Genomic DNA, 21,145 nt, shown 5'->3' with positions numbered 1-21,145 from the left:
TAATTTTCTCCTTAATATTCGTTAGAAATCTTTATATTTCATTATATGAAATTAAATGTATCCCTATTATACAATGAAAATACAGAAAAGAGAAATCTGACGTACTGGAGATTAATAGACTTTTATTTTCCCATCACATAACTACATCCTTTAAGTGTTCATCCAAGTAAGAGTAGGTCTTATCCTTTATCCAATTAGGAATGCCGTAAGCTGCCTCTGCAATGCTACCAGTGATTGCTACGAGAGTATCACTGTCGCCACCAAGTGAGATGGAGTTTCTACTTATCATACTCTTTTATTTTATCAGCATATTCAGTCAAAAGATTCTTTGAATAACTTTTTTCATTACTTGAATTTCTAACTTCTTTCCAAAGAGTTGAAGCTACTTTTAATTTATTGGAGTAGTTACGACTATTTTCGTCTGCACAGAAATCCTTTAAAAATTGGTTCCATTGACAAACCGAATGATCATACTTGGCATAGTCTGAATTTCCATAATAAACTTTTAGCATGTCTTGGATTGTAAAAATCGAATCATTTTCTCTTTTTACTTTTCTCCAAGCTGTAGCCATATCAGCAGTAAATTTAAAGGGTGAAACATCTGTTAAAGTTGAGAAATATTCTCTAAAGTAAGTGTTAAAGGAGAATCCACACTCAAGTAAGGGCGTATCTAAGGCAATAGCTTCCACTCGTTTCTTTTTCCTTTTTATTGATGATTTTTTAATCAAATTCCCCTTAAAGTACTGCTCAATAATATGATTGAGTTCTTGTTTGGTACCTCTATATTCTAATCCTAATGATTTACATAGTTGTGAAAGTTCATCACGATACCAATAGTATTTATTAAACTCATCAAAGGATGTGATTTTATCAAACTCAAGTCTGCTCTCTATCAATATTTCATCTCCACCAAAAACAATTTATTTTTTCACTCAAAGAGTACCTTACTATTTGCTTGTGTTCATACTTAGAATTCAAGCTCACAATCACACACTCAGCGGTCCAGACTTACCGTATCATTTCGTCGGTTCCCCCCTCATTCTACAAGTCCTATCCCATAGATGGAGCATCTACTTCTACTTCGCTGATGCCTCAGCTCGTACAAGTAGTGATACGCCTCAACGTGTGTTAATATTCTTCTTTTATACTAATCAACGAAAGGCAGTAAAAATCATTTTAGAATGATACTGTGGAACGGAAAGATTTTCACCACTTCAAAAGAAACGACATTCATCACTCCACTTTAAATTATAATAGATATTTCTCTAACATAGATCATCTAATTAGCAAATCGTTACTTTCAATAAAAGATATGCTGATCTAAATTTTAAAATGTTGTTTCCTTACTAATTCTATTACTCGCCAATATTGTATAAATTAAATAAGTAATAAATATGATAATAAAAATAAGATTAATTTTTAACACAAAATAGAGATTTAACAAATTTGCGAACGCATGAAATAATAGACAGTACCCTACAGATTTCGTTTGACGATAAAGAAGCCCTAAAACAAAACTTAAAAATAATGTATATATAAAAAATAAAATAAAAGGAAATCCTTGATGGCTTTCTCCAACTATAAACCATAAAGGCAGATGCCAAATCCCCCAAATTGATCCTACAATCAAATTAGATTGCCAATAAGTATATTTTTTATCAAGTAACGGTTGTAATATTCCTCTCCATCCTAATTCTTCATGTCCACCACCAAAAAAAATTAGTTGTATAAAGAATAATGGCATCAGATAAATTGATACTCCGTTTAATTCTAAGGAAGATACAGAAAATAGTATCAAAATTGCTAACAAATGAATGATGAAATAAATACTACTATTTTCTTTCTTACTAAATACAAAATGTTTAAATTTTAAATTATTCCTTTTCAAATAAAAGCCACTGGCAATAGCTGGTCCAAGTGCACCTACTATATGTAAAGTTCTTCCTATAATCGTTTCTAATCCAAAAATATGAGATTGCGTAAAGATAGCAAGAATCCCCCAAGCTATATAAGTAATTCCAAATGTACAATAAAGATAATTTTTTAAATTCCTTTTATCAATTTCTGTCATTTTATCTTCCTAATCTTGATTATTCTACGTATAATATTTTTTTACTGCTTCTTAGTTGCTCTCGATTATAACTACCTATATTCTATCATAAAAACACAAAAAAGCCTTACAATCAAGGCTTTTCATTATTGATTCATACCAAGCTTTCTATGCTTTTACCAGCAAAGCTACACACTCCACGTGGCATGACTGATGAAGTCATCATAAGAATTTCACTTGCTGCTCTTTTACGTTGGCAGCCTGAACGGTCAGAAGTATCATTGTATATCATTTGTATCATGGCATATAAAGTATCGCTCTATTTTATTGATGGTTTTAATATCGCTCTTATCATGGCGAGCCATTCAAAACTGCTCCACAAATGAGGAAAGTACCATTTTGGACTATTCAATTGTCAATGTGCTTTCTTAACCTACTACTTTTTGGAGTAATGGTCTTCTTTATTATCCACTCGACCTACAAGGTAATCTAGACTCACCTTATAAAAATCTGCAAGTTTGATAAGGTCATTTATAGAGATTAGCCTGCTACCAGCTTCCATTTTAGAATAAGATGATCTTGTACAATTCAAAACGATTTTCGCAATATATTCTTGTGTCAAATCATCATCTTCACGTAAATCTCTAATCCTTTTCAACATTTGTTGTCTCCTAAAACAAGTATAATATAGTTATTTTCTTATTTTTAAATATGTGACAAATTGGCACATGAAACTATTCTATATATACTTTTTAGGAAACTGTTTACTCTAAATGTATCTCATTTTCCTCAATAGATTTCATATTTTGTTTTTTCTTATATTTCTTTATTGTTTTATTAAACATTTCAAATAAATTTATTGCTTCTCTATGTTGTTCCTTCAGTTTTTCAATTCTTCCTTTATAGAAGTATAAATCCTTCTCTATTATATCTACTGAACTTTTACCTTGAATACTATTTTCTAAATTGCTAGAACTATTTGTCGTATCATTCAACAATACTTCTTCTAAATTAGTTAAATCATTAATTTTATTTTGAACTTGTTCAATCATATTCTCTAGATATGATATTTGGGCAATGAAATCATTTGTTATATCTTCAAAATCATTCGGACTATTTTCCTCAGATATAAGAAAATCTAATTGTTCTATTTTTTCTTTAATTTTGCTTAGAGGAATTCTTCTATACATATACTGCGGTTCATACTGAACATTAAATTGCCTAATCAAAGTTTTACCTTTCATAAAGCGATTTTTTTCTGCTGAATCTTTATGATATACATAGTAAGAACTAGTTTCTCTGAGAAATACTTTAACTTTTTCTTCTTCCATATTGATTTGAATATTTGGTACAAAAATAAGTCCTTCTTGTCGGATACCAAACTGTACCTTAATGTAAATTCCATCGTCTACTACTTCTTCTATTTGATTAAGATTCAACTCTACTTCAAACTCATGAACAGTATCCCTATTTCTCTTGAAATCTTGATAGGATTTCCATAACACCTCTTCTGTCGGCAACTCTTTTTCTTTAATTAGCTTTTCTTTATTGTAAAGTTCAACTAAATTTTTATTATCTAAGACAAAAGTTTCATTTTTGTTATTAAAATAGTCTTGAAAATAACTAACACTGTACTGATTCGTTTTTCCCAATTCCTGCTCTGAAAGCTTAATCCCATTAAATTCAAATAGAACATGTTTTTCTTTCGGAATTATTTTTAAGTCAAAAAATTCTGCTTGTTGAATCAATTCATTCATATTCTTCATTTTCGGAAGTAGAAATTCTAAGATGTTTATAATTTCCCTTTGAACAAACTTTTGCTTAAAATAAGTTTCATTATAAGGTTGTTTTCTATTCAATTTATCATCACGTATGACTTGTTTCATATTTGAATCAGTCATAAAAAAAGTAACATGCTTGTGTCTAAAATCAATTTTTAAATGTAAAGCTTTTGCTTTTTTCCTGAAATCTTCAAAATTTTTCGAGTTCTCTATTAGAAAATATACTCGTTGTTTTATTTCATATTTGTAATTGGTTTTTCGATAAACTTCATACTGACGATGCGAATAACGATTTTCTATAATCTTTGCACCTGCAATTTTTGAGAGACGATCTGAAACCATTCGTAGATTACGTTCTGACTTATAATTCCATAGAAACTTTTTATCAGAATTCTGATCAATTGAATTTAGAATGATGTGATTGTGGATATGACCTTTATCGACATGTGTTGCTACAATGAAACGAAATCTACCTCCTGTCAACTCTTTAACTGTCTCATAACCAATCCGATTGATTTGTTCGGGAGTTAGATGATCATCTGGAGAAAAGGACTGAATGAAGTGATGAGAATGAATTTTTCGTTGATTTACTTCTCGCCTATCATGACGAAATTCATAAAGAGTATCATTACTTAAAAAATTATCATTGTACATCTTCACTAGTTCTTTATAACTTGGAAAATCTAAATAATTTCTCATACCAAAATCTGAAACTAGTGTTAGGTTTTTTGTTTTACTTGGATTCAAAATATATTTAATTAATTTACAACGATAATTTTTTCCATGTATCGCAAAGTGTTTAGTGATGACCATAAAATTTCCTCAATTTTTCAGATTGGATAAGAAAATCTTTCTCCACTTCTACTATTAACTCTTCTATACCTTTTCTCAATTCATCTAATTCAACTTCCGTTATTAAGTTCGAATAATTTATGCTTCTGGCTATTTGATTAATATTATTTCCGATTCGTTTTAATTCAAAAATCAAATCTTGATAACTATTTGTATCAATGGTGATAAAATTCATACCAGGATCTAGTAGAGTTCGTCTAGCATATTCTGAGAATGATAAGCAGTTACTTTTTGAGATATTTTCATTCAATTTGACTAATTCTAAATCAGATAGAAAAACTTTTTTTAAATTTGTTCTATATCGGTGCTCCACTCTACTACCTCATGTATTTGTTACGAAAATCTTCACTAAGAGGACCTGTTTTTTCTACCTCTTTAATTAATTCCTGAATACAAGTTAACAAAATAGAAACATGTTCTTGAGTAACCTGATGATTTATTTTTGCAATTATGAATACTTCATGAACATCACGGCTAATTTGTTCCAACTTTTGTTTTTTCCAAAGGTTGAACCATTTTTCCATTTGTTTTTGTCCATCAGATAATAGCAAGCTTTTACGGAGAAAATCAGAAAAATTATCCTCTCTCTTTTCTCTCATTAAATCTAGTATTTGTTTTTCTTCCGTTTCTGTTAAGCGAAATTGTTTCCGAATACTACGTATATCTCTTTTCATATAATTTATCCTCTCTCATAGATACCTGTACTGACAATGTAAGCTTACAGACACTGTCAGTACGTTTTACAAAATAGATTCATTATTTTTGTTAGGCTTTGCGAGCTCAGATATTGTGTCCACAATATCCCAAAAATCATATCGCCTGCCATTTCAAACCATACGGTTCAAAAAACAAACGATATGAAAATGTGGTGGCACGCCCCCAAACCCCCAAGATAAATCTAAATTAAAAAAAGTATAACAAATACTTTTTGATAAAATTATCACAGAAAAAAGAGCCCTGTCGGACTCTTACAAACTAAAACAATGTCTCTGATATTCATACTGTCTAATGCCACTACTGTCTTTGTTCATCTTGATAGAAAAAACAAAATAATGGTCACGACCGTCTAAAGATTTGCTTTTGTTAAGTTTAAAATAATGTTTTTGAGACATAGCCATTGTGCGTAAAATGTCATCAGTGATAAATGTTAATGGTATATCTAAAGCAGAATACTTGTAAAAATCTGACTCAAATCGTAAATAAGAATCAGAAAAATAATCCAGCTGCAATTTATCATCATATAATTCTTTACGATTCATATAAATCCACCCCTTCTATTTGGATATCGAGTATATCTTCCCATCTTAATCGAAGAAAACCAGTATCTGATTTAATAGATATAAACTCTTTTCCAATCTCTTTAACAATACCCGATACTACTTTTCTTCTATTGGATAACTTAAAAACAAAAGTTGCTGGGAAGACATTTGTATACAGTTGCCGAACAAATAGAACTTTCTCTTCCATTGATAGGGAAATGGAGATATCTTCTTTATTTTTTTCTTCCCAAAGAGAACTTGAATGTTCTGACAAAAAGAAGCCCATCCACTTAGCCATCCCACGATCTTGATACTCTCTTGCAGACAAAAAAGGCAAATAAGAACGATTCATCATTTTAGTCCATCTAATCCTCCAGCTGAATGACCACCAATAAGTTTACTTCTTGCAATTGTTCTAGAAGCTTGATCTAGGACATTTCCTTTCAATAGTGAAGTAAAACCAAATTCTGTTCGAATAGCATCGATTGCGGACTGGAGCCTTTCTTCTTTTTCTATTTTTTCAATATCATCAAATAATGAAATCAATCCAAAGGATTCATCCACTAAACCAGAATAATTCACTGCCACATTCCTGATAGCTCCTGAAGTATATTTAGTGTGAAATAACTTTAAAACGTAGTTTGTCAGTAGTGCTGTTTGATTGGTTGGTTCAATCTTGATTTGAGTATGAATAGATCGTTTCTGTTCCGCCTTAGAATACCCCAAGTGTATAGAAACTACTGTTGCTTTTTTACCAGCTCTTCTCAATCTAACTGCAACTTGTTCTGCCATCTCACGAAGGATAATTTCAATATCTCTTGGTTTAATATAATCTCTTGGTAAAACTTGAGAGTTCCCTATCCCTTTTGACTTTGGCTTATAAGGTTTATGAACATTACTTTCATCAATCCCATTGGCGTGGAACCATAACTCTAGACCCATAATGCCAAGCTCTTTTTTTATCAAGTCAGGATTAGCCTGTGCCAATTCTTTAATCGAAAAGATACCTAAACCATGTAATCTCTTCTCCATCCGATTTCCAATTCCCCAGAAATCTGTCATTTTAGGAATAGCCCATACTTTCTTTTCGACATCCTCATAGGACCAATTGGCTCTCATTGTCGGAGTCTTTTTCGCTTCATTATCTAGTGCTAACTTAGCTAATAAGGGATTGGAATTAGACATGCCTACAGTTGAATAGATTCCAGTTTTTCTCCAAATCTTTTTTTGAATAGCAGCCGAAATAATATCTAATTTATCTTTCCTACTAATACTTTTATCTGGTACAAAATAATTTAATGAACTTGTTAAATCAATAAATCCTTCATCAATTGAGTAGGGATAAATATCATCTGGTGCCGCAAAATCATGAAAGATTTTTTGAATCTCCATATTGACTGCTATATAAGTATCCATTCTCGGAGGGACAATCACGGTTGATTTTGCCCATTCCTCTATATAGCGGACATAGTCTATCGTTGTCGGTAAACCTTGCTTCTTAGCATTATAATAAGAGAATTTGCGAGTCTTTACATCAAATGGTAAATCATAGGAACGTCCAACGTTCGACTTTCCAAAGACCTTTTTAAACATAGGAGAGGAAGCAAGAATTAAACCAGCAGAATTATCTGCACGACTCATAACACAAAGCGAAGTCTTAAGTGGGTGTAATCCTCTATCTACACATTCTACACTTGCGTAAAAAGATTTCATATCAATAAAGGCAATGTCACTTTGAGGTTCTAGACTATAATCAAACCAACTCATGCTTAGTCCTCTAAAGGCATAAAGTTCCCAACTATTTTCCCTATAATGCGAGGATTCTCATCATAAGGCGCAAACTTATCTGAATAGTTCCGATTGAGTGAAACTAAACGAAGCCCATTTTCTTCACGATACACTTTCTTAATATAGGTTTGACCATCCCAATCTATGGCATAGATAGCCCCGTCATAATCAAATCCCGTTTGCTTAATAAGGGCTACAGAACCATTTTCATATGTCGGTTCCATTGAATTTCCAAACACCCATGATGCAAAGTCATAATCAAATTGATGATTAAAATAAACTGTATCGTAATTACCATCATCAAAATAAGCTGTTCCTGTACCAGCTGATAATTTTTCGTAAACTTTATAAGCAAAACGCTCAGGAATTTCTACAACCTTCGCATTCTGTTTGTTCAACAATTCTGTAGCATAATGAAGTGTTGCTTTTTGATTCTTTTTAGTTAGCTTGAGATAGGTTTCTACTATTTCATACTCTGATTCAAAATATCGAGGGTCTACATTAAAAATCTCACTCAATTTGCTTAGATTATTTTGATTCGGTTTTGTTTTACCTGATTCCCAATTAAAGTACGAAGCTCTACTAATTCCCAAACTGGATGCAAGTTGAGATTGAGATAAGCCCTGACTCTCTCTTTTTTCTTTTAATTTAGTAGGTGAAAACATCTTTTCTCCTTTGTAAGTTTATTAACTAACAAAAGAATACCATAGCTTCTTGAAAAAATCAAGAGTTTAATAAACCCCAAAGATTTAAAATAATCATAAACTGTGCTAAATTTGTACTTATAGTGTTAGGAAATCATGACTGAAGAATGCTAAAACTTTTGAAAAAATATGAAGAAGAAGAAAATAGAGAGTATAAAAAAGGATCGTTATTTTTTAATTGACGATCCAATAGACTATATTTTAAAACTCATGATCTAACAACCATTTCGATTAGTTAAATCTTTCAATCTTTCTTCTCCAGATTTAAGCATCTCTTTCTCGACCTGACTCCACTCCCCAAACAGTAAATCCTGAAGAACTGTTGCTGCTGAAGTTGTATTTTCTCTCGAATCATATACACAACTTCTATCTCGTTGGTAAATTTGAATTCTTTCAAAGATAGCTAGTTCTTCCAATTGTCGTGTATTATTAACTAGATGATTTACAATGAAATCATGATGTTCTTTTGGAGTTGCGCGTGCTTGATTTGGATTGATAGCGTATAGTTCTTCGTATCGGATAAGGGTGCTCAGATAGGACAGCTTAGGCTTTGTTGCAATTAAGGCTAATTGTACCTCATACCCCTTATTTTTCAAGAGTTTTGCTGTTTTATTTGGAACATCAACTGTTCGTAAAGTTCCTTCTATCAAAAGATTGTATCCCAAACTACTCAATTTTGTTACTAAAGACTCTACCATTTTCCCTGCGAAATCTTTGGTGTATTCAACGCTATCTTTGCCATATTCTTGCTGCAGTTCTAAATAGTGTGGATGCTGAGAACGAAAACTATCACCATCTATGATAACAATATTTCCTTGAAATTCTTTCTGTTTAATACGATGAATTGTAGTCTTACCGGCACCACTTTGCCCTCCAAGCAAAATCGCTATAGGTTGCTTACTGGACTTTTTTCCTCTTGTCAGTGAGCGAATGTTCCGCTCTAAAGCATGTTTGAATTCACTATCGGTATAATCTTGGATTTCCATTAGGCTACCATCCGTTTTTCAGATATCTCTAACATACGTTCAATTCCATCCAAATAACCGCTATATCTCTCTATTTCATCAAAAGTTTCTACTAAATAGATACTCGTATGAATCAAGTCAGATAGATCATCACTCATTAAAATCCAAGGATTAGATTCATCATCAATGCTAATTCCCTGACTATCTTGATAGCGATAGAGTCGAGATAATAGATTAGCACCTCTTTCTTTCACAATTTCAATTTTTAAAGTCAATTCATAATCTTCAACAGGATTGAGCATTTTATCTTCTCCTACAATATCGACATAAGATACATTAAACTTCTGACAAATGATGTCAATTAATTCCGTAGAGACTGAACTCGTTCCATTTTCATACCGGCTCAAGCTATTTCGAGAAATTCCTACAATTCGGGCAAAGTCGTCTTGTGTTAAGTCATGTGTTTTACGTAAGGATTTTATGTTCTTTCCAATCATGGCAAACTCCTTTTATTTTTATACCACCATTATAACATTTAGAAAAAGCAAATGCACCATTTTTGGTGCATTATTGGCTGTTTTTCCTAAATCTCTCTAAATTCTTCTCCAATTGTTCCTTATGAAGTTGATTTTTAGCTTCCTTTAATGTGTCGTCCAAAGTTTCTTCCCTATAAATTGATTCTGTTTTTACTTGTTCTGATTCTTGATCTGGAGTGAAAATGATATCTAACAGTCGGTCTATTTTTTCAAGATCTTGGACAGACATATCAGATAGTCTATGAATCAGCTTTTTAAATACATCACTATTGTCGTGATTTTTCTTAAAAAATGTTGTAAACATCTATAACCTCTCAAAAAAAGCAGCCTATCAGGACTGCTTAGTGTAATTCCGAAATCGCATCATAAATGGACTGTAATTTCTTATTGTCTTTATTCTTTGTGTCAATAAATGTATGTAGCTCTTCAATTTTCTTTTGACTGCTTTGAATATCGCTATTGTTATCCGCAATAAGTCTTTTAAGATGTTGCTGATAACTTGTAGTGATATCTGTCTCTTTTCCTGTTCTAACCTCTGTAACTTTGGGTTTAGAACTAGAATTTGAATCCGTCACAGGTGCTTGTTTTCGCTTTTGAAAAGCTGCTTCATAATTTACATCATTACCTCCTTGATGATTTCTAAATAAGGCCGCAATTTTATCTGGATCTTCTTGATTTTCTGATTTACTTTCTAATGGTTGATTAAAATTCCAATCTTTTGTCATTCACTCATTTCATCCTTTCTAAATTCAGAATCATCGAATTGTCTTTCTTTACCAAAGGCATGGTCAAGAGCTTCTTCAAAACTCATGTGACTAATGCTTTGACGCCTTTTGAACGTCGCAAACATCGCTGTCTCCAGTTGTTCTTTGTAAGCAGCGAGTTTTTCTGTCTCTCTTGCTACCTTACTTTCTTGCCTAGTGACCTTTTCTTCTAAGCGTTCAATAATGGTCATATACGATCCTCCTTCATTCTAATATTAGCTAAAACATCTTGATTTTGTTATCACAATTCTAAACATTGAGAGGTTTTTCTTACTGGTTGATTCCTCAATGTCTCTTTTGCATTCTCTATCATCAATTGTAAATCTGATTTCTTTTCTCTAAGGACATCATTCCAGTCTACTTTTTCTTTCCCAGATTTATTATCAGGGAAATCCAGAAAAACAGGAAATCCTGATTGAGATAACTTATCAGAAAAATCTTTTCCTGCATCATCACAATCTACCGCAAGTGTCAATAAATCAGGATGATTATCAAAATAGCTGGTGGTATCACGAATTGTATTGATTAAAGGCAATAACTTTGAAGGTATTACTGTATCCAAAAATTCCAACCTCTGATTTTCTTCAGCTATCAGTCGTAAAGTTTGATAAGCAACAACAGACCTTTTTAATCCTTCCATAGATACCAAACGAACATCAGTTAGACTTTGTTGATGAAGTTCGTAATAGCTCATTAAGTCGATGAACGATTCACAAAAGACCAGTCTATTAGGTTTACCAATATCAAAGGATATTCCAACATGTCCATGGCTTCCTTTTAGAATCGTTTTTAACCTCTCTCTAGGAAGAGAGTGATTCTTATAAATCCCTTGGAGACTTGCTGCCTGCAGCTTGTGACGATGATTAAAGCTTTTAAAAACAATAACAGGTTCAACTGTTTCATTTGTTTTCCAACTAGCTTGTACTATCAAACCTTGTTGAATCATCTTTTGTACGATTTCTTCTGAAATTCCTCTACATTCTGTTAAGTAATATCTGGCCAGACTACAGTGAGAATCTTCTATTCTCTTTAAAGGATAATAAAATGGTCTCTCTCTTTTTTCTTGAACAGTTTCTTTTTGAAAAGGTTCTTCAGAAAGAAAGGCTAGAGCTTCTTTAAAGGAAATTCCCTTAACAAGTCGAACAAAATCAATGACATCACCTTGAATATCTCTTGAAAACCATTTAAAAGTATTGGTAGTTGAAAAAATCCGAAATGAATCGTGTTCAGGATGTTCATAGACACTGCTCGAAACTTGTTTAAAGGAGATACCTAAACGACTTGCTACATCAAGAATTGAAATTTTCTTACATTCTTCTATTTCCATGCAATATCATCATTTTGTCGTAGTATTTGGCAGTGATGGAACAGATGAGGATTCTTCTAAAGTTTTAGGAGTTGCCTTATCTAAATCATCTAACCCAGATTTCCAAACCTGTACTTGGTTGACCAATAACTTACCAGGTAGTTTAGAATAGGATAACTTAACTGTTCTTGTTTCTGTCTGATTCGTCTTTGATTGGTTGGCATTCTTTAAATCAGATACATAGGTTACATTATAAGAGACCATGGCAATAGCTTGATTCGTAGTCTGATTGACAAAGATATCAGCTTTTTCGAAATGATAATCTAAAATATAATCCTTATACACTTGGTTCATGGCATCATTTTGACTTGACAATTCTTGGGAATAAGCCGATTCAGTCATATAAGGTTGAATACGTGTATTATTTTCTCCGAGCTTTTCTTTCGTATAGTACTGTGTCAAAAATTCTTTTACAGTATCTGATGACAAAATACTTGCTTTATCTTCTGCTTGTTTGTCCTCTACAAGTTTAGCTGCAGCCAATTCGATTTCTTTGCGACTTTTTTTAGCAGTAGAATGTTGACCAACAGTATATCCCATCATGAGAATAAAGCTAGTTGCGGCTACTGCTCCAACACTAATTAACGCTTTAGTTTTGACTTTATTTAACATCTTAGACCTTCTTTCTATAAAAACTAGGTCAAGAATAACAAAAAGAACTTGTAAGTTTTATCACATCACAACGAAAGGTAATTCCTACATTTCAGGCGAAAAATCGTACAGTTCAGAGAAAAATATCAAAATTAGCTGTCTTCAGTTTATAATATAAATATGAACAAATTAAAAGAAGAAAATTTGAGAAGAGCTCTTTCTCATATTGAACGCCATAAACAAGCCATAAATACAAGTAATAATAGTGAGGATAATGATTTTCATAAATTATTACTCCAATTTAGCTATGATGTATATGAAAGAATCAAGGCAAATAAAAAACCCTATCCGAATTTAGATTCAGATAAAGTTTTTTAACCATCTAACAAGTTTACATACTTTCCTTAGTTTTGGAGTTTATGAAACGCCAACTGAATCCTAGAACCAACATCAGATTGATGAAAAGGTACACAGCCGTAAAACTAGTTAAACCATGTTGCCTGATATCATCAAAGTATAAAGTCGGTTCAGTAAAGAACAAATAAATTCCATAGACCTCCACGAAAATAAGAAAACTGATAAAACCAATAAGGAAAAGTCCACTGGCAATAAGAAAGAGTCTCCATAAAAGAATGAGAATTCCTCCTACTGCTAAAAAAATTACTGGGATAAGGAGTAAATCATTCATGACTTTCTCCTTCCTAATCAATCAATTGACGATAATGGGTGGCAAGAGAGGAATCAAACTCTTCTAATTTTTGAACTAAGTCCAAATACTCCTCTTTTTCATGTTCTTCAAAGTCCACACTTCGATGATTTTGAAGAGTGATTTCCAATTGGCTAGTGAGTTCTCGTTTGGAAAAGCTGTAATCGCCTGTCACTTCCTCATAATGTTCCTTTAACTCCTTGTAGGCTTGGTATTCTTCAGGTGTTTGAAATCCCTGTACCAAAGCCTCTTCTAATTGATAATAGGTATCTTCCATCATAATTGTTACCTCGTTTCTTTCTATCTTTATTCTACCGCGCTTTTCATTTCTTGTCCGCTATTTGTATCTATTTTTTAATCCAATTCAAAAGAAAGTTGTTCCTGCTTTTCGTTTCCTTTTTCATGGAATTGTCTTAAGGCTTGATCTATAATATCTAAATCCGTTTCTGTTTCAATCAATGGCGCGAGTACATCGTATTCGGCCTTTTTTGTTTGATAATCCTCTTCCTTTGGAAAATTTTTCTCAATTTCTACCTTAGCAGTAGTCCATTTATCCTTTATTTCATCCAATAAGTTCTGAGTTTTCACTTGGTCCTCTTTAATGTGTTCAATCGTATGCTGAAGCCTTTGAATGGTCCCTAAAGGAGAATACAAATCTAAACTGACAGAATATTGATTTTCTCCTACAATCTTAACAGAGAAGGTTTCAGGAAGAGGTTGATTTGTTGGAAGACTAAGCATTTTAATGTCAAATCCTCTATAGCTTGCTAGGGTACGGAATTCTTTGCTGTCAGCTTGATTATGACGGATAAAACGGTGTAGGGATTCCCCTGCTTCAGATCGTTGATCAAAAGCTTGCTTACCTACCGTCATAGAAAATGCCTGGTCTTTCGACATTTCTGACTGTTGAATGTCGCCTTCATACTTGCTTAATCGTTTCTCAAGAATGGGCATATTTTCTTCACAGTAGGAGATTGTATGACGATAGTGATCCTTGCTGCGTTGAAAGGCGCGTCTTTGATTTTCTAATAGAGTTAGATCATTCTCTAGTTCCATCTTATATTTGAGATAAGGATTACCTGTTGCTAGTGCCTTAAAATCAGAAGCTGTCATAGTCTGTTCATCAATGTCTTCTGCAGCACGAATCGGCTCCTTAGAAGTCATAATCTGCTTAATATAACGGAGTTTGTTCTCCTGAGTTGCCCATAGATAATTATCAAACGAACCTTTGGTAATATAGTGGTAAATATCCACTTCCTTGTTTTCATTTCCTTGTCGGATAATCCGTCCATTGCGTTGCTGAATGTCACTTGGTCTCCACGGTACATCCAGGTGATGAACTGCTTTCATCTTGCTCTGAACATTTAAACCTGTTCCCCCTTTTTCAGTTGAGGCAAGGAGAATCCGCACCTCTCCTGCATTGACTTTTCGAGACAAACTATTCTTCTTTTCATCACTATTGGCATCATGTACAAAGGCAATTTCCTTACTAGGGATTCCTCTATCAACTAATAAAGCCTTAATCTCAGAATAGACATCAAAACCATTATCCTTTTTCTTAGGTGTGCCAATATCTGAAAAAATCATCTGAGTAGCCTTATTTCCCATTCCCTCACGATAAATTCTTTCAACATTATCCACTACCTGAAGCAGTTTGTGATTGTCTGCTAGACTATAACTAGAGTCCAATAAACGCATATCAATTGCTAGTTTCCGTGCCTCACCTGTTATCTTTAACATGTTATCCTGACTCGGATCAACTGTTCCACATTTGACCATATCTGACCTCATAACTAATTCTTCTAGATAGAGTTTCTGGTTTTCAGTTAACTCACTCTCAATAGGGATAATATGAGCTTCTGGAACAGGTAAATCCAACATATCTTGTGTTTGAATGTCGGCTGTTTCTTTATAGATTTTCATCAACTCAGGTAGATTGACAAACTTTTTAAATCGTTTCTTAGGTTGGTACTTATCCCCTGTAGGAGCTAATTCCATAGAGTTTTGAATTTCTCCAAAAGCACCTACCCAAGAGTCAAAATAATCAACTTGATAGCGTTTTAAGATATCGGGTTGAATGTAGTTCATCATAGTGTATAACTCACTAATAGAATTGGAAACAGGTGTTCCTGTCGCAAAGACAATATTTTTAAAATCATGTTCTTCCTGAATCTGTCGAACCTTCATTTCCATATCCACATTTTTCTTAGACGTTGTATTAGTAATCCCTGCTACATTTCCAAGTCCAGTAATGGGACGAATATTTTTAAAGTGATGTGCTTCATCCACAAAGAGAAAATCAATTCCTAAGTTCTCAAAATCAATAAAACTATCACGATTAAAGCGTTGGAGTTCTTCCAATTGTTTCTCTAGACCACTTATTGATTGCTCTGCTTCTTTAACGGTATACTTATTTTCAGAATGTGTTTTAATCTCTCGTAGTTCATTGAGTTTATCCTCAATATAGTTCATCTGTCTTTCTTTACTGACAGGGATTTTTTCAAATTGAGAATCCCCAATGACAATGGCATCGTAATCTCCTGTAATAATACGTGACACAAATTGTTTTCTTCTCGCCTTCACAAAATCTTTCTTAGTAGTCACAAAGACTTTTTTAGTAGGGAAAAATTTCATGATCTCTTGGCCAAATTGAGCAGACAAACTAGAAGGCACTACATACAAGGGCTTATGAACCATCCCCAACTCCTTTAATTTAAACCCAGCACCAAGCATGGTCAAGGTCTTTCCTGAACCTACCTCATGAGCTAATAAAGCTCTTTTTTCTTCTACGATTCTTTGAATGGCATTCTCTTGATGAGGGCGAAGGCTGATGTTTTGTGCCAAGCCATCAATGACTAGATGGCTACCGTCATATTCTCGACTAACTGTTCGATTATAAAGACGATTATAGCTTTCCTCAATGACTTGTTGGACTTCTGGATACCGTGAGACAAATTCTTGAAAGAGCTCTTGTAAATGCTGCTCTTTTGCTCTTAGAACAGAGGTTTTTTCCAAATCTGTGATGGTCTTTTTCTTTTCTCCTTCCGTAATAGTCATAGTAATCGTCGGTTGGTTCGAATTAAGTAAATTCTCAAAAATCTTTCTTCCTGTATCATAACGTGACCCACTAACTCCAAGACTACTATCTTTGGCACTTGGATAGCGATAAGCAAATGATGTCCTTAAATGAACCTGCCCATCGACAGGATTCACTTCAATGACTTGTTCAACATCTGGCGAAGACAATTCAAATTCACGATTGGTAAAACATTCAAAGGCAAATTTACCATAAACGGATTGAGGAATCCAACGTGACCCTATTTTAAACTCAATATCTGCCAGATGAATCCTTGGAGGGCGAACAGATTCTAATAAATCTAAAGCATGGCTCCAATCATATTCTTGGTTGTTTTCCTCCACTAATAGTTGAACTACTTCTATCTTATTGAGAATGTCTCCTGATAAAAACTGGTTCTTAGAAAGATATTTTCTTTCCCCTCTTAAATAGCTTTCTGGATCTATTAAAATCTGGTCACCCAACTCATCTAAAATAGCAGCTTGGCTATGTTCAGGATAAATTGATACCATATAGTCTAAATCAACCCCTCTACCATCCGATAAACTAGAGTTTAAGGCATCTAGAGCCGTTGAAACTCTTGCAATCACTCTCTCTGGCCTAACCAATGCTTTCTCAAAGGCTAAAGATTTTTTATATTTTACTTTCTGACTTTTAGAATCAATGTATTCATCTTCTAAACTTGCTAGTAAAGAATACTTATCGTCACTATCAAATAAGTTCCGATTGACTGAGGCATTCAAGTATCCAAATTGACTTACAAAGCGATCATAGTCATGATTGAGTTTACTAAGTAACACCTGAAAATCAGCCCGACTATAATCTGGATGACGTTGAATTTCAATTAAGGATTGATAGGTCTCTCTCAAATCAACCATGCCCTTAATACGACTAATGTCCTTATCCGATAAGGGACTTTCATAAAAGACAGTTTTTTTGAACAGTCCCTTATATTTCCCTCTTTTACTCGCTTCTTCTGACTTGTAAACATCTAGTGCTTCCTCATCTGTCAAATGAAGTTGCACGAATCGGTCTATTTTATGTTCAGACAAAGAACTGTCCCAGGCTTTAAAATCTCCCTTCTCGTCTACATAATAACTAATTTCGTCTACTTTTGAACTTTTCCGAATACCATGCGTATCTCGGTAATAAATTTGATTTCCCTCATATCCAAAAGAATAGAGCGCTAAGTCCTCCCGTATACGACTTGGGATAGAATTATCCACTTCTTCTTGGATAAAAACAGGTGCTTTCAAAGAATTGTCAATTTGTTTAGGTGCTTCCACATTCTCTAAAGCTTCCATTATGTCAGTAGCTAATGTTTCTGATACCCCCTTAACATTGAGAGTTCCTCCATTAAAATTACGTACCTCATATTGACCCAAAACTTGTGTATTGTATTTCCCATCAAAATATGGATTAATCCAGACACGCTTATCCTCTTCAAAGGGAATAGAGCCACTAAAGACAAGCTCATCTTCATTAAGATTCTTTGCTTGATCCTTTTGAAAGAAGAGGAGGTCTGTGGTCACTCGAGTACCTGCAATCTTTTTAAAAGCCGTATCTGGCAACCGAACTCCCCCTAAAAAATGAGTGTTGGATTTAATTTCTTGTAAGACATTATCTGTCCGCTTATCCATTGTCCCGATAGATGAGATAATCGACACTTGTCCTCCATCTCTTACTAAATCAAGTGAGTGTTTGACAAAGTAATCATGAATCATATAAGGTTTATCATAGTTTTTATCTGCAATCCGAAAATTTCCAAACGGAACATTCGTTAAGACTAAATCAAAACTATTATTTTGATAGGGAACTTCTTCAAATCCTCTCACTTCAATATGGGTATTGGGGTGGAGTTGTTTTGCGATTGCGCCTGTCACACTGTCTAATTCAACCCCATAGAGTTCTGATTTATCTCGTATACTTCTAGGCATAGCCGCAAAGAAGTTCCCAGTTCCCATAGAAGGATCTAAAATCCTTCCTCCCTCAAAACCATCATCCAGTAATTTTTGCCAAATCTGGCGAATAATCATTGGGTCTGTATAATAGGCTGTGAGAGAACTTTGTTTCATAGTGGAGTACTCTGATTTACTTACTAAACTCTTAAGAGTTAAACGTTCTGTTTCATACTTTGGATTGAGTTCATCGAAAAATTCATTGGCAAGACCGCCCCAGCCGACATACTTAGCTAGTAGCTCTTGTTCTTCTGGATTCGCTTGTCGTCCCTCTTTTTCTAATCTTTTAACAAGTTCAATTGCGGCGATATTCGTTTCAATTTTTTCTCGATTTGTCTTAGGATAAAAGTCCTCTAAATCATTTGGAAAAACAAAATCTTGAACGGGGACATCCGTCTCTTCTATACCTGAAATTAAAGGTTTTGTTTCCTTATCCTTTTCCTTTTCATTATCCTCTTCCAGATAGGAAAACAAATCTATTTCCTGGCTTCCACTTGGTGATTCAATCTCAATATCTGAATCTTCTTTTTCAAGTTCTACATGAGACAATACTTGTTCAATCTCTTCCAAACTGTTCAAGTATAAGATAGGATTCTCTTCAAATAACTGGTCGGAATCATTGAATAGCTCTAGGCGAACTAAGTCATTTAACTGTGCATTTTCAATCGAAACCAATTGAAATACTTGTCCTTTATAACTGACTTGTGAACCGATTGGATATTCAAGCAAAGCTTCTTCTACAATTTTATCTACTTTAGATAGGGAATGAACTTCCACATTTTCTTCTACCTGGTCAATATTATCTAAAGGTAAGACCGCTTCCGCTACTTGCTTAGACTTTTCGCTTTTAGCTTTTACTTCATCAAAATGAGTAATAATCTTCAGCTTTTGTGTCAGTGGGAGTTGTGTGTAGTTTTCTTCATGATGGACAAGATCCGTAACGGTATTTAAAGTAGCCATCAATTCTGAACCCAAATAGGCTAGAACATCTCCCTCTTTTTCTTCAAAATGAATCTCAAGAACCTCTTTTTCTAGTTCTTTGGAATCAACCATTAGAAGAAACTCCTCTATATCTCTACTAATGCGGTCAGATAGATTATTCGCAACCCGATAGACATTGACTAAATTGACATCCTGTTTCTGATGACATACAAGCTCACTTAATGGTGTTAGCTTCTCTTTTTCAGATTTGATGTAAAATCGAGTGGAAAGGTTATAGGTTGCGACTTCTAGCACCAAGTTTTTTTCAAAATTACTTAATTGAGATAATTTACTTAGACCCGCTTGCCCAAAATTTCTTGTGTAACTTTCTAAATCCTGGTCATTATTTTCAGAACTGGCCTCTAGGAAAGAAACAATATCTTGATGAAAAGAATAGACTTGAGGTATCTCTTCTATCTTGCCCTCTTCAGTCAAAAAACTCTCTACCAAGTCCTGCCATTTCTCATCAAAATGTTGCGCTTGATAACGAAGGAATAAGTCCATTTTCTCTCTATCTTTGGGAATTGTTCCACGAAACATAGCCAATAATTGCATTACTTCCATTACTTCCATACTCGCTCCTTTCATCTATACGAAAATAGGAGAATCACATGATTCCCCTACAACTCTATCTCCATTTCAACCTCTTGAGGACTGGTTTCTAAATCACTAGACAAAAGAGAAACGGCATCTGTTCTCATGTAGTAAGTATATAAGTCTTCTAGGTCTTGTTGGTTTTCAATCCCTGTTTCAATACTAATCAGAGCCTGTATAAATTCCTTGTAGTGACTCTCCATCATATCTGAAATCTTTTGTTTCATTTCCATAAATACTGATGACGGTTCCGTTAGACTTGTTTGGTCTATGTCTTGTAAATCCTTTTCTAAGGGATTGGTTCCTTCTTCTATTTCCAATAAATCTGAACGACCATCACCATCAGAATCTGCGCTAAGAGGATTGGTTCCTAGCGCCAATTCTTGAGCATCAGTTAATCCATCTTGATCCGAATCACGTTGATAAATGGCTTCCATATACTTCCTTCTTTCCTAGTTAATCTTTTTTCACTCCAATCCTATCAAATATTCCTTGAAAGAAGTATCACAACAAAAAAAGAGAACGAGCCAAAACTGCGTTCTCCTTAAAATGTAAAACATTACTATTAAAGTAAAAAAGACGACTTACAGAACCTGTAAGCCACCTAGTCAGTCGGTTTATTCTGGTGTCTACCACCGCTTGGCCCTTGAGATTTCAAAAACTCATAAATATGTTTTGCTCATTCAAACTCATCCCCACCAAACTGACTAATTGCTGGTAAAATAGTAGTCTGAAGTTGAATGACTTTTGGGAAATAAAATTGAGGATTGACATACACCAATTTTTCTTTCTTGTTCTTATACTTTTGATAAGAAACTTTCAAACCTGTATTATCTGGTGTTTCACCGATAACATCACCCGTTAGAACTCTTGTCCCCTCAATCGCACGGCCATTATGAATGGAATATAAGGTTAAGCGACTCCCATTCTCTCCTTTTCCGTTAGTGATAATAAAAAAGGAGGACTTCTACACTTTGGCGTAAAAAGTCCTCTTTTAGAAATGTATTCTTTTTCTATTATATTATTTAATAACGCATAAAAATTTTCCTAAACGAAATATCTTACTTTCACACGATAAAAGAAATTCACATACACTTATATTTTCTATTATCATGTCATGATATTTCATATTTTTATCTCCTTACATCTTTAAATCTCCTTTATTTTGATTTTT

The 21,145-nt window shown here is 33.7% G+C and carries 22 protein-coding genes and 2 pseudogenes; 1 reads left to right on the top strand and 23 read right to left on the bottom strand.

Features of this window, described 5'->3' with window-relative positions:
• Window positions 1-133 precede the first annotated feature (133 nt).
• The 18 genes and pseudogenes from ACN076_RS06120 to ACN076_RS06035 form a co-directional block, all read right to left on the bottom strand.
• Window positions 134-280, bottom strand: a pseudogene (locus tag ACN076_RS06120) (ADP-ribosylglycohydrolase family protein); the annotation flags it as partial.
• Window positions 279-896 (bottom strand): SAP domain-containing protein, encoded by a 618-nt coding sequence (locus ACN076_RS06115; RefSeq protein WP_420789597.1) that lies wholly within the window; start codon window positions 894-896, stop codon window positions 279-281. The gene ACN076_RS06115 and the pseudogene ACN076_RS06120, both read right to left, overlap by 2 nt.
• 431 nt (window positions 897-1,327) lie before the next feature.
• Window positions 1,328-2,071, bottom strand: a complete 744-nt coding sequence (locus ACN076_RS06110) for a CPBP family intramembrane glutamic endopeptidase (RefSeq protein WP_420789596.1) — start codon at window positions 2,069-2,071, stop codon at window positions 1,328-1,330.
• 415 nt (window positions 2,072-2,486) lie between these two features.
• Entirely contained in the window at window positions 2,487-2,711 is a 225-nt protein-coding gene (locus ACN076_RS06105; RefSeq protein ID WP_000919629.1) for a helix-turn-helix domain-containing protein, read from the bottom strand.
• A gap of 103 nt (window positions 2,712-2,814) precedes the next feature.
• A complete protein-coding gene (locus tag ACN076_RS06100; RefSeq protein WP_420789595.1) occupies window positions 2,815-4,644 on the bottom strand; it encodes an SAG1250 family conjugative relaxase in 1,830 nt (609 codons plus the stop codon).
• On the bottom strand, window positions 4,631-4,996 hold the full coding sequence (locus ACN076_RS06095; RefSeq protein WP_002933308.1) for a MobC family plasmid mobilization relaxosome protein: 366 nt from the start codon (window positions 4,994-4,996) through the stop codon (window positions 4,631-4,633). The genes ACN076_RS06100 and ACN076_RS06095 overlap by 14 nt, the downstream gene beginning before the upstream one ends.
• 4 nt (window positions 4,997-5,000) lie before the next feature.
• The gene (locus tag ACN076_RS06090; RefSeq protein ID WP_045773576.1) at window positions 5,001-5,357 is read right to left on the bottom strand and encodes an SAG1252 family conjugative relaxosome accessory protein; all 357 of its coding nucleotides are present in this window, start codon (window positions 5,355-5,357) and stop codon (window positions 5,001-5,003) included.
• A 294-nt stretch (window positions 5,358-5,651) separates the two neighbouring features.
• Window positions 5,652-5,942 carry a DUF5960 family protein gene (locus ACN076_RS06085; RefSeq protein WP_001080186.1) on the bottom strand — a complete coding sequence of 97 codons (291 nt, stop codon included), beginning with the start codon at window positions 5,940-5,942 and terminating at the stop codon, window positions 5,652-5,654.
• Complete coding sequence (locus ACN076_RS06080; protein WP_045773575.1) at window positions 5,932-6,297, bottom strand: hypothetical protein; 366 nt, start codon at window positions 6,295-6,297, stop codon at window positions 5,932-5,934. Before ACN076_RS06080 ends, ACN076_RS06085 begins: the two co-directional genes overlap by 11 nt.
• Entirely contained in the window at window positions 6,294-7,709 is a 1,416-nt protein-coding gene (locus ACN076_RS06075) for a Y-family DNA polymerase (RefSeq protein WP_045773574.1), read from the bottom strand. The genes ACN076_RS06080 and ACN076_RS06075 overlap by 4 nt, the downstream gene beginning before the upstream one ends.
• Before the next feature lie 2 nt (window positions 7,710-7,711).
• Complete coding sequence (locus tag ACN076_RS06070) at window positions 7,712-8,395, bottom strand: LexA family transcriptional regulator (protein ID WP_045773573.1); 684 nt, start codon at window positions 8,393-8,395, stop codon at window positions 7,712-7,714.
• 254 nt (window positions 8,396-8,649) lie between these two features.
• Window positions 8,650-9,420, bottom strand: coding sequence for a type II toxin-antitoxin system toxin PezT (gene pezT / locus ACN076_RS06065; protein ID WP_045773572.1), 771 nt, complete (start codon window positions 9,418-9,420; stop codon window positions 8,650-8,652).
• Window positions 9,420-9,896, bottom strand: coding sequence for a type II toxin-antitoxin system antitoxin PezA (gene pezA, locus ACN076_RS06060; protein WP_045773571.1), 477 nt, complete (start codon window positions 9,894-9,896; stop codon window positions 9,420-9,422). Before pezA ends, pezT begins: the two co-directional genes overlap by 1 nt.
• Before the next feature lie 70 nt (window positions 9,897-9,966).
• Window positions 9,967-10,239, bottom strand: a complete 273-nt coding sequence (locus ACN076_RS06055) for a hypothetical protein (protein WP_045773570.1) — start codon at window positions 10,237-10,239, stop codon at window positions 9,967-9,969.
• 37 nt (window positions 10,240-10,276) lie between these two features.
• Window positions 10,277-10,660, bottom strand: a complete 384-nt coding sequence (locus ACN076_RS06050) for a DUF5945 family protein (RefSeq protein ID WP_023916201.1) — start codon at window positions 10,658-10,660, stop codon at window positions 10,277-10,279.
• Window positions 10,657-10,890, bottom strand: a complete 234-nt coding sequence (locus ACN076_RS06045; RefSeq protein WP_000152419.1) for a DUF5965 family protein — start codon at window positions 10,888-10,890, stop codon at window positions 10,657-10,659. The genes ACN076_RS06050 and ACN076_RS06045 overlap by 4 nt, the downstream gene beginning before the upstream one ends.
• A gap of 50 nt (window positions 10,891-10,940) precedes the next feature.
• Window positions 10,941-12,026, bottom strand: a complete 1,086-nt coding sequence (locus tag ACN076_RS06040) for a toprim domain-containing protein (protein WP_000401893.1) — start codon at window positions 12,024-12,026, stop codon at window positions 10,941-10,943.
• 9 nt (window positions 12,027-12,035) lie between these two features.
• Window positions 12,036-12,677 carry a hypothetical protein gene (locus ACN076_RS06035; RefSeq protein ID WP_023916200.1) on the bottom strand — a complete coding sequence of 214 codons (642 nt, stop codon included), beginning with the start codon at window positions 12,675-12,677 and terminating at the stop codon, window positions 12,036-12,038.
• 159 nt (window positions 12,678-12,836) lie between these two features.
• On the opposite strand from ACN076_RS06035, the gene ACN076_RS06030 reads away from it, so the two are divergent.
• A complete protein-coding gene (locus tag ACN076_RS06030; protein ID WP_001841477.1) occupies window positions 12,837-13,034 on the top strand; it encodes a hypothetical protein in 198 nt (65 codons plus the stop codon).
• A gap of 13 nt (window positions 13,035-13,047) precedes the next feature.
• Here the strand turns inward: ACN076_RS06030 and ACN076_RS06025 are convergent, their stop codons facing one another.
• The 5 genes and pseudogenes from ACN076_RS06025 to ACN076_RS06005 form a co-directional block, all read right to left on the bottom strand.
• Window positions 13,048-13,344, bottom strand: coding sequence for a DUF5966 family protein (locus tag ACN076_RS06025; RefSeq protein WP_000998893.1), 297 nt, complete (start codon window positions 13,342-13,344; stop codon window positions 13,048-13,050).
• Window positions 13,345-13,357: 13 nt separating this feature from the next.
• The gene (locus tag ACN076_RS06020; protein ID WP_420789594.1) at window positions 13,358-13,642 is read right to left on the bottom strand and encodes a DUF5962 family protein; all 285 of its coding nucleotides are present in this window, start codon (window positions 13,640-13,642) and stop codon (window positions 13,358-13,360) included.
• 74 nt (window positions 13,643-13,716) lie between these two features.
• Window positions 13,717-19,941 carry a DEAD/DEAH box helicase family protein gene (locus ACN076_RS06015; protein ID WP_420790245.1) on the bottom strand — a complete coding sequence of 2,075 codons (6,225 nt, stop codon included), beginning with the start codon at window positions 19,939-19,941 and terminating at the stop codon, window positions 13,717-13,719.
• A 56-nt stretch (window positions 19,942-19,997) separates the two neighbouring features.
• The gene (locus ACN076_RS06010) at window positions 19,998-20,408 is read right to left on the bottom strand and encodes a thrombospondin type 3 repeat-containing protein (protein WP_049510505.1); all 411 of its coding nucleotides are present in this window, start codon (window positions 20,406-20,408) and stop codon (window positions 19,998-20,000) included.
• A 245-nt stretch (window positions 20,409-20,653) separates the two neighbouring features.
• A pseudogene (locus ACN076_RS06005) lies at window positions 20,654-20,923 on the bottom strand (CHAP domain-containing protein); the annotation flags it as partial.
• Window positions 20,924-21,145 lie beyond the last annotated feature (222 nt).

The sequence above is a fragment of the Streptococcus sp. K0074 genome, from assembly GCF_048843365.1.
GTDB classification, from domain to species: Bacteria; Bacillota; Bacilli; order Lactobacillales; family Streptococcaceae; genus Streptococcus; species Streptococcus mitis_BM.
The sequence above is the reverse complement of the archived record's forward strand: the minus strand, read 5'-3'. Positions and strand labels throughout refer to the sequence as shown.